Below are 8,473 nucleotides of genomic sequence, written 5' to 3'. Positions count from 1 at the left end.
GGCCAAGGCCGCGCAAAGGGTCTGTTTTTTATTACCCTTCCGCGGAGGAACCCGCTCCCCAAGTCTTTTAAACAGTTGGGGACCGAAGTGCGTCCCTTACGCCGGAAGCCGCTCTCCAGCACAAAGCAGCGTACGTTACTCCTGAATCCCCGGCAGCTTGGGAATGTAGGAAAATCCGTGGGCCAGGTCCTCGTCGGTAGGGATATAATCGGTCATGCTCCCGTCGTGATAGGACATATACGCCGCCATGTCAAAATACCCCGTGCCGGTGAGCCCGAAGACGATGGTTTTGGCCTCCCCCGCTTCCTTGCACCGGATCGCCTCGTCAATGGCAACCCGGATGGCGTGGGCGGACTCCGGCGCAGGCAGCGTGCCCTCCACCTTTGCAAACAGCTTGGCGGCCTCAAAGACCTTGGTCTGCGTGACGGAGCGGGCTTCATCCAAAAATCCGTCATGATAGAGCTGGGAGAGAATGGGGCTCATGCCGTGGTAACGCAGCCCGCCCGCGTGGTTGGGCGCCGGGATAAAACCGCAGCCCAGCGTATACATCTTGGCCAGCGGCGTGACCTTTCCCGTGTCGCAAAAATCATAGGCAAACCGACCTCTTGTCAGGGAGGGACAGGAGGCTGGCTCCACCGCGATAAAATGCGGGGCCCGTTTCCCGGTCAGCTTATCCGCCATGAAGGGGGCCATCAGTCCGCCGAGGTTGGAGCCGCCGCCCGCGCAGCCGATGAGAATATCGGGGTATTCGTCCAGCTTCTCAAGGGCCGCCTTTGTCTCCAACCCGATAATGGACTGGTGCAGCAGCACCTGATTCAAAACACTGCCCAGCACATAGCGGTAGCCCTCGGTGGTGGTGGCCTTTTCCACCGCCTCGGAAATAGCGGTTCCAAGGCTTCCGGAGGTGCCGGGAAATTCCTCCAGCATCCGGCGGCCCACCTCTGTGGTGTCAGAAGGCGAAGAGATGACCGACGCGTCATAGGTTTCCATCACAGCCTTGCGATAGGGCTTCTGCTCCGCAGATCCCTTGACCATGAAGACCTTCAAGTCCAGCCCAAAATAGCCGCAGGCCATGGACAGGGCGGTGCCCCACTGTCCCGCGCCCGTCTCGGTGGTGACGCCCCTGAGACCCTGCTCCTTGGCGTAATACGCCTGTGCGATGGCGGAGTTCAGCTTGTGGCTTCCGCTGGTGTTGCCACCCTCGTACTTGTAGTAGATTTTGGCCGGAGTGTCCAGCGCCTTTTCAAGACGGTAGGCCCGCATCAGCGGAGAGGGGCGGTACATCTTGTAAAAGTCACGGACCACCTCGGGGATGTCGATGAAGCGGTCGGTGGCGTTCAGCTCCTGCCCGACAAGCTTCTCGCAGAAGATGGGCGTCATATCCGCCGGGGTCACGGGCTTCAGCGTGCCCGGGTGCAGAATGGGGCGGTGGTCGGTCTTCATGTCCGCGCGCACATTGTACCACTGCTTGGGAAGCTCCTGTTCGGTCAAATAGGTTTTGTACGGGACTTTGCGTTCCATAGTGTTTCCTTCCTTTCTGAAGCATTCGGCCGGATCCCCGGCCAAATTAAAAATAAAAAAAGCCCTTGTCCCTGCAAATACTTGCAGGGACAAGAGCGATTTCACTCCTGTGGTGCCACCCGGCTTGGCGCGGTAACCGCGCCCACTTTTCAGCACACTGTCATGTGCCGGCCTTTTTTAACGAGGCGCCCTCCCCGTCTCCCCTACTAAGCTTCCGCCGTTCGGTTTGCCCTTGCCGGTCCATTCGCCAAATCTGCCCGCGCCGCATTTCCACCGTCAGCGGCTCTCTATATCGGGCTCGGATATGGGTACTCACTCCGGCGCTTCAGTTTGTTTTGATTAAAACGTAGTATACGCGCGGCCAACGCATTTGTCAACCGCTTTTTCAGGTTCTTTTAAAACGGGCCGCCACGGCCAGCGTCAGCAGCATCAGCACAATGCCCACGGGCAGCGCCAGCCACGGGGCAATTCCCGCTGCTGCAAAGGTGCCTGCCACGATATAGGTCACGCAGCTCACCACCGCCGCAGTAACGGCGTAAGGAAGTTGAGTAGACACATGGCTCACATGGTCGCACTTGGCTCCCGCCGAAGCCATGATGGTGGTGTCGGAAATGGGAGAGCAATGGTCCCCGCACACCGCGCCCGCCATACAGGCGGAGACGCAGATGATGCTCAGGGGATTGCCGCCTTCCAGCGGAAACACGCTCAGCACAATGGGAATCAGAATCCCGAAGGTGCCCCAGGAGGTACCCGTGGCAAAGGCTAGCAGGCAGCCAATCACAAACACAATGGCGGGCAGCAGAAGCTGGAAGCTCTGGGCGGAATTCTGCACCACGGCGGCCACAAACTCCCGTGCACCCAGAGAATCGGTCATGGCCTTCAGGCTCCAAGCAAAGGTGAGAATCAGGATGGCCGGGACCATGGCCTTAAAGCCCTCCGGGATGCAGTCCATCATTTCCTTAAAGCTCATCCGGCGGCGCAAAAAGTAAAATCCAATTGTAAACGCCAGACCGAAGGCGCTGCCCAGCAGCAGTCCCACGGACGCGTCGGACCCGGAGAAGGCGTCCACAAAGCTGGCTCCGGAGAAGAAGCCGCCGGAATAAATCATCCCCGTGACGCAGCAGATCACCAGCACCACAATCGGCGCCACCAAGTCCGCCACCGTGCCGCTGTCTGATACGCTGCTCTCGCTCTCAGTGGCGTAGGGGTTTTTCCCAGAAAACAGATCACCCTTGTCGGCATTGGCCTCGTGGACGGCCATGGGGCCGAAATCCGCTTTCATCACCACCAGTCCGATCATCATGATGATGGTCAGCAAGGCGTAGTAGTTATAGGGGATGGCGCGGATAAACAGCGCAAGGCCGGACCCGTCGTCCACAAAGGCGCTGACGGCAGCGGCCCATGAGGAAATGGGCGCAATGATGCAAACCGGCGCGGCGGTTGCGTCAATCAGATAGGCCAGCTTCGCCCGGGAGACGTGATGGCTGTCCGTCACGGGAAGCATCACGCTGCCCACGGTGAGACAGTTAAAATAATCGTCAACGAAAATCAAAATGCCCAGTGCGATGGTGGCAAGCTGTGCGCCCGCCCGGGTTTTAATGTTCTTCTGGGCCCAGCGGCCAAAGGCCGCAGAGCCGCCGGAGCGGTTTAACAAGCTCACCATCGCGCCCAAAATCACCAGAAATGCAATGATTCCCACATTATACCCGTCCGAAAGCACGGAGACGATTCCGTCCTGAAACACATGGGTAACCGTTCCCTCAAAGGAAAAGCCGGACCACAGCAGCCCGCCGGTGAGAATCCCCAGAAACAACGAGGAATAAACCTCCTTGGTGACAAGCGCCAGAGCGATGGCCACCACCGGAGGCAGCAGGGACCAGATTGTCTCGTAAAACACAGGGGCCGCGCCGGTCCCCTCCCCGGCAGCCAAAACCGGAACGGTCAGCAGAGCCAAAAACGCGGCGGCAAAAAGCACCGCCTTTCGGCAGGGTTTGTTCTTCATGGAAGCTCCTCCAAAAAAATAAAGTCATGACCAAGCGTCATGACTCCATACCTCAAACCCGTACGAATCACGACAGCGCTCCGCCCCGCAGGGCGACAGTCCGGCGGATATTTTCCGACGAACCGGCTCCGTCCCCATCAGGCCACGGGGAGCAAAACCTCGGCGGCAGTCCCTTTCCCGTCTCCCCTCGGCCTGCTTGGGAAACGCTACTTTTGACTGTCGCACCTCTATCATGCAATACGTCTGATTATAGCAAAGCTTCTATAAAAGTCAACCATTTGTGACAAAAATCCGCCAATTACCCTAATTTTCCGTCGATTACCCCGGCAGCGCTTCCATGCGTGATTCCCCGTATACAGGAATGCCCTCCGCCTTTAAAAGTGCCGCCGTCACGCCGTCCCCAGCGGTCAGTCCGCCGGAAAAACTTCCGTCGTGAATCACGCCGCAGCCGCAGGAGGGGCTGCGCTCCTTCAACAGCGCCGCTTCGCAGCCAAACAGCCGCGCCAGCTCCAGCGCAGCCTGTGCTCCTCTTTCAAATTCCGCCGTCACGTCGGCGCCCTCCCGGGTGAAAACGCACCCTTCCCGACATTCGGCGGGTGGGCGGGGCGTGGGCAGACCGCCCAACTGCTCCGGGCAGACGGGGACGCACTCGTGCCGCGCCAGCAGCGCGCCAATCCCCGCAAGGCGCTTAGTCCCCCCGTCATACCGGCAGGGCAGGCCAAGCAGGCACGCGGAAACCAGCAGCTTCATTTCTTCTCCGCCTGTTCCTGCCTGCGGGCCTCAATTTCCCGCCGCTCCCGCTGAAGCTCTGTGAACAGGGCGATACCGTCCCACTCCTGATTCCACTTGGTCAGCACCGCCTTATAGCACCCTGCTCCCACGCCCGATTGACGCAGGGCCACCAAAAGCCCGTCCAACTGCTGCTCCAAGTCGCAGAAGACCATCATGCGGCCCCCCAGCTTTCCGGAGAACACGCCCTCCCTGGCGGGCCGGGTTTCCCGCCCTGCCAGCGCCCCAACAGGGGTGCGCCACCCGTCCCGGAAGACTGGCTTTACCTCTGCTCCAAAGGGACCCGCCGCGGCCTTAATGACCAGAATATCGTTCAGCTCCTCAAAGCCGTACAGCAAAATCGTACCCATGACAACGCTCCTTCCAATTTCCAATCCCGCCGGAAACGTCCGGCGATTGTTTTCAAGACGTGCCAGCCCCGCTTCCCTGTGAAAGCTTCATAGGCTTGCCGTCCAGCGCGGCCTCCGTCAGCGTCTGCCCCTCATAGCGCAGCTTCAACGAGAAAAAAGGCGCGTCGGACTCCAACAAATCAAGAAAAATGTTGTCCCCGCTCCACAGCGACAGCCTGCGCAAATCCTTTTTCCCAATCCATTGCAGGTCTCCCTCGTCGCAGACAGTTTGCTCTCCCATCCATGCGTCGGCGGTGAACAGGTGCATGTACTCCCCTTCCCATTCGTCGGAGAGGAAGGTCACAAGGCCCCGATAGCGCCAGCGAGTCAGGGTCAGCCCCGTCTCCTCTTTTGTCTCCCGCAAAAGGCACTCCTCCGGGCTTTCCCCTTCCAGAAACTTTCCGCCCACGCCAATCCACTTGTCGTGGTTCAGGTCATTTTTCTTTTTCACCCGGTGGAGCATCAGATATTCGTCCCCCCGCTCCAGATAGCACAGCGTGGTGTTTAACACAAAATCCCCCCACAGTCGTTTTTCTTCATTATACCCCATTCCCTGCAAATGGCAAGACGAAACCGCCGGTCCCGGCAAAACGCGCCCAATCGGCGCGCCCTTACCGGGACCGGCGGAAACCATTTAAAATTCGCGCCGCACTCAGGCGTTTTTGCGGTAAAGGAAGTTGCCCACCAGCATAAACACCGCGTAAACCACCAGATAATAAAACACCTTGATTCCATAGCCGGCAAAAGCGGCATACACCATAAAGCCGCAGCCGCCCAGCCCCAGAGCCGGCATGACAAAGCGCTTGAACGCGCCCAGCGTCCGCTCCTTGCGCATAAACTGGATAAACATGGCGATATACATACCATACAGCGTGATAATCGGCAGCTCGGAGGAGTCGAAGGAGAACGGCCCGAACCAGCCCGCCGTCAGGTTTGCCCCGTAAAAATACAGCAGCCAGAACGCAGCAAACAGCAGCGAGAGAATCGCGGAGTTGTTGGGCATGTTGGTCACCGGGTCCACCTGCCGGAACATCTCGGGCTTGGGACCCTGTCCCCGGGCGGCCAGCGCGTAGAAGCAGCGGCAGTTGGCCAGCATCAGGCCATTCAGCGTTCCAAGGCAGGAAATCACAATCAGCACGAACACCACCGTACCCGCAGCTTCGCCAAACACCCGCTGATAGGCCATCTTTGCAGCGGCCTGTCCGCTGGCCATCAGTTCTTCCGTGGTCACCGCGCCGTTGAGGCCGATGTAATACAGGATATAGGTAATCACCACCACGAAGGACCCCAGAACCAGCGCCCGGGGAAGATTTCTCTTGGCATCCTTCAATTCCGCGTTGATGGAGGTGGCCAGCACCCAGCCCTCATACGCAAACGCCACCGCCACAGTTGCTTTCATCAATCCCTCGCCGGAGGAAACAGTGGCTGCGGAAACGGTGGCAAAGTTCTGGGCCATCTGCCCGTTGACAAGACCCACGATGACGCCCACCACGCCCATCAGCAGCAGAGGGACCATTTTTATGACAGTGGTGGAAACCTGAAACTTTCCCGCGATGCGGGGAGAGAGCGCGTTCAGTGCATAGTCCGCGCACAGGAAGAAGCAGGCCAGCACCAGACAGGACCCGCCGGTGATGTCCCAGCCCACCAGCACGGAAAAATACCGGGCGGAAACCCACGCCAGCACGCTGGTGAGAGCCGGGGTATAGATGGTACCCATAAACCAGCCCATCAGATAGGCATACCGCTTTCCCACCGTCGCCTCGGCATAGTCCACCACGCCGTTGACCTTTTCATACCGGGTGGCCATCGTTGCAAACACATACGAGCACACAATCATAATTGCGCCCACAATCAGCCACGCCAGAATTCCCAGCGGCATGTTGCCGCCGGTCTGCACCAGCACCGCCTCCGCCTTAAAGAACACGCCGGAGCCGATGACGATTCCCACCACCATGCAGATGGCCGTGGGCAGGCCGTACTTTTTTTCTAATCCGTTTTCCATGTTTTCCTCCGTCTATTCGCTTTAAAGTGTTGAATTTGAACAATTTAACTTATTTAGCATAGCAGACTATTGTATATTTCGCAAGATGCTTTTTTTATTTACCATCTTTTTTAAAATTCGTTTCTCCGCCATTCTTTTACATAGTCCCCCAAAAAAGGCAAAAGTCAAGACCCCGGGAAATTCACTCCCCGGGGCCCTGCCCAGCGCCGCCCACAGGCGGCGGGCTATGTTAAAAAAATGCGGGCTGAAATTTGCCGTCTAAAGTCTGTCCAACAAAGCCTTCCCGGCTTTTTAGTTCATCTGGCGGCGGCGGCTCAGATTCTGTGTGCCGTCCTGCATGTTGTTCAGCTCATCCAGACTTTTGCCTGTGCCAAGGGCCACGCAGGAGATGGCGTCCTCCGCCACCATGGTGTGGATGCCCGTCCGGGCGGCCACCAGCTTGTCAAACCCGGAAACCAGACTGCCACCGCCGGTCATGACGATACCGTTGGTGGAAATGTCCGCCACCAGCTCGGGGGGCGTGCGCTCCAAAACGGAGTGGATGGCCTCCATAATGCGCTCCACCGGCTCTTCAAAGGCGTCCATCATCTCCGTTGAGCTGACAGTGATGACCTTGGGCAGGCCCGTCAGCAGACACCGGCCCTTCACGTCCAGCGTCTCCTCCTCGTCCTTGGGGAAAACGCAGCCGATTTTGATTTTCATGTCCTCGGCGGTCCGCTCGCCCACCAGCAGGTTGTGCTTGCGGCGCATATACTTCACCACAGCTTCGTTGAGCTGATCGCCCGCAACCTTGATGGACGCGGACTCCACAATGCCGCTGAGGGAAATTACCGCGATGTCGGCGGTGCCGCCGCCAATGTCCACCACCATATGCCCGTCGGGCTTGGCAATGTCGATGCCAGCGCCGATGGCGGCCGCCACCGGCTCCTCAATGAGATAAACCTTCCGCGCGCCCGCCTGAATGCCCGCGTCGATCACGGCGCGCTCCTCAACCTCTGTGATGCCGGAGGGAATACAGATAATCACTCTGGGCTTAAAAAAAGAGAAGCCCGCCACCTTCCGAATGAACTCGCGGAGCATCCGCTCCGTCATGTCATAGTCGGAGATCACTCCCTCGCGCAGAGGGCGGATGGCGATGATGTTGCCGGGGGTGCGGCCCAGCATGGCCTGCGCGTCCGACCCAACCTGAAGCAACTTCCCCGTATTTTTATCCAGCGCCACCACGCTGGGCTCATTCAGCACGATTCCCTTGCCCTTGACGTATACCAAAACCGAAGCGGTACCGAGATCGATACCGATATCCCTTGCCATGGCCATGCCTCCACCTCATGCACTTTCCGCAGTATTCTCTGCCGTTCTTTTGAAAATTATGAGAAGCGGCTTTCGCCGCACACAATCATACGGGTACATTATATCGGCGAAGATGGCAGATTGCAAGTACATTCTGTAAATTATGAAAATTTCCAGCCCTTTTTCGCCTGATTTCCCGACGACCCTTTTTCAGGCCGGGTAAGGGCCGCCGTTACGCAGACAACGCTCTCCGCACCGGCGTCCTTCAGTGTGCGGATGCACTCTCCCAGCGTCGCGCCGGTGGTGCAGATGTCGTCGACAAGCAAAATCCGCCGCCCCGCCGTCTGCGCGGGGGATGGGGCGGCATACATCCCCAGCACATTGGCCCGCCGGGCATCGGAATCCGTCAGGCCCGACTGGGCCGGATTGTCCCCGGTTTTCTCCAAAAGCCGCTCCGGGCTGATCTCCCACGCCCGGCAG

At 58.6% G+C, this 8,473-nt stretch carries 8 protein-coding genes and 1 riboswitch; all 8 genes read right to left on the bottom strand.

The window, feature by feature from the left end:
- Positions 1–135 precede the first annotated feature (135 nt).
- Positions 136–1,521: a TrpB-like pyridoxal phosphate-dependent enzyme gene (locus B2W96_RS01115; RefSeq protein WP_293007694.1), complete on the bottom strand. Its 1,386-nt coding sequence runs from the start codon at positions 1,519–1,521 to the stop codon at positions 136–138.
- 385 nt (positions 1,522–1,906) lie between these two features.
- Positions 1,907–3,523 (bottom strand): Na+/H+ antiporter NhaC family protein, encoded by a 1,617-nt coding sequence (locus B2W96_RS01110; protein WP_293007692.1) that lies wholly within the window; start codon positions 3,521–3,523, stop codon positions 1,907–1,909.
- A gap of 65 nt (positions 3,524–3,588) precedes the next feature.
- Positions 3,589–3,761: riboswitch (Lysine riboswitch) on the bottom strand.
- Positions 3,762–3,841: 80 nt separating this feature from the next.
- On the bottom strand, positions 3,842–4,273 hold the full coding sequence (locus tag B2W96_RS01105) for a DUF523 domain-containing protein (RefSeq protein ID WP_293007690.1): 432 nt from the start codon (positions 4,271–4,273) through the stop codon (positions 3,842–3,844).
- Complete coding sequence (locus tag B2W96_RS01100; protein ID WP_293007688.1) at positions 4,270–4,662, bottom strand: DUF3783 domain-containing protein; 393 nt, start codon at positions 4,660–4,662, stop codon at positions 4,270–4,272. The genes B2W96_RS01105 and B2W96_RS01100 overlap by 4 nt, the downstream gene beginning before the upstream one ends.
- 52 nt (positions 4,663–4,714) lie before the next feature.
- Positions 4,715–5,212 carry an NUDIX hydrolase gene (locus B2W96_RS01095; protein WP_293007686.1) on the bottom strand — a complete coding sequence of 166 codons (498 nt, stop codon included), beginning with the start codon at positions 5,210–5,212 and terminating at the stop codon, positions 4,715–4,717.
- 141 nt (positions 5,213–5,353) lie between these two features.
- Positions 5,354–6,703 carry an APC family permease gene (locus tag B2W96_RS01090; RefSeq protein WP_293007684.1) on the bottom strand — a complete coding sequence of 450 codons (1,350 nt, stop codon included), beginning with the start codon at positions 6,701–6,703 and terminating at the stop codon, positions 5,354–5,356.
- A 291-nt stretch (positions 6,704–6,994) separates the two neighbouring features.
- Positions 6,995–8,020 (bottom strand): rod shape-determining protein, encoded by a 1,026-nt coding sequence (locus tag B2W96_RS01085; RefSeq protein WP_293007682.1) that lies wholly within the window; start codon positions 8,018–8,020, stop codon positions 6,995–6,997.
- Between the two features lie 134 nt (positions 8,021–8,154).
- Positions 8,155–8,473: ComF family protein (locus B2W96_RS01080; protein WP_293007680.1), on the bottom strand; the 319-nt coding region annotated here is incomplete at its 5' end.

The sequence above is a fragment of the Oscillibacter sp. UBA6647 genome, assembly GCA_002455655.1.
Classification (GTDB): domain Bacteria; phylum Bacillota; class Clostridia; order Oscillospirales; family Oscillospiraceae; genus Oscillibacter.
Note: the sequence above shows the minus strand (reverse complement) of the source record. Positions and strands in the feature narration are given on the sequence as shown.

Bases quoted from the DNA above. Each gene is read 5' to 3' on its own strand.
- B2W96_RS01110 (WP_293007692.1), bottom strand. From the start codon at position 3,523: ATGAAGAACAAACCCTGCCGAAAGGCGGTGCTTTTTGCCGCCGCGTTT.
- B2W96_RS01090 (WP_293007684.1), bottom strand. From the start codon at position 6,703: ATGGAAAACGGATTAGAAAAAAAGTACGGCCTGCCCACGGCCATCTGC.
- B2W96_RS01100 (WP_293007688.1), bottom strand. From the start codon at position 4,662: ATGGGTACGATTTTGCTGTACGGCTTTGAGGAGCTGAACGATATTCTG.
- B2W96_RS01085 (WP_293007682.1), bottom strand. From the start codon at position 8,020: ATGGCCATGGCAAGGGATATCGGTATCGATCTCGGTACCGCTTCGGTT.
- B2W96_RS01115 (WP_293007694.1), bottom strand. From the start codon at position 1,521: ATGGAACGCAAAGTCCCGTACAAAACCTATTTGACCGAACAGGAGCTT.
- B2W96_RS01105 (WP_293007690.1), bottom strand. From the start codon at position 4,273: ATGAAGCTGCTGGTTTCCGCGTGCCTGCTTGGCCTGCCCTGCCGGTAT.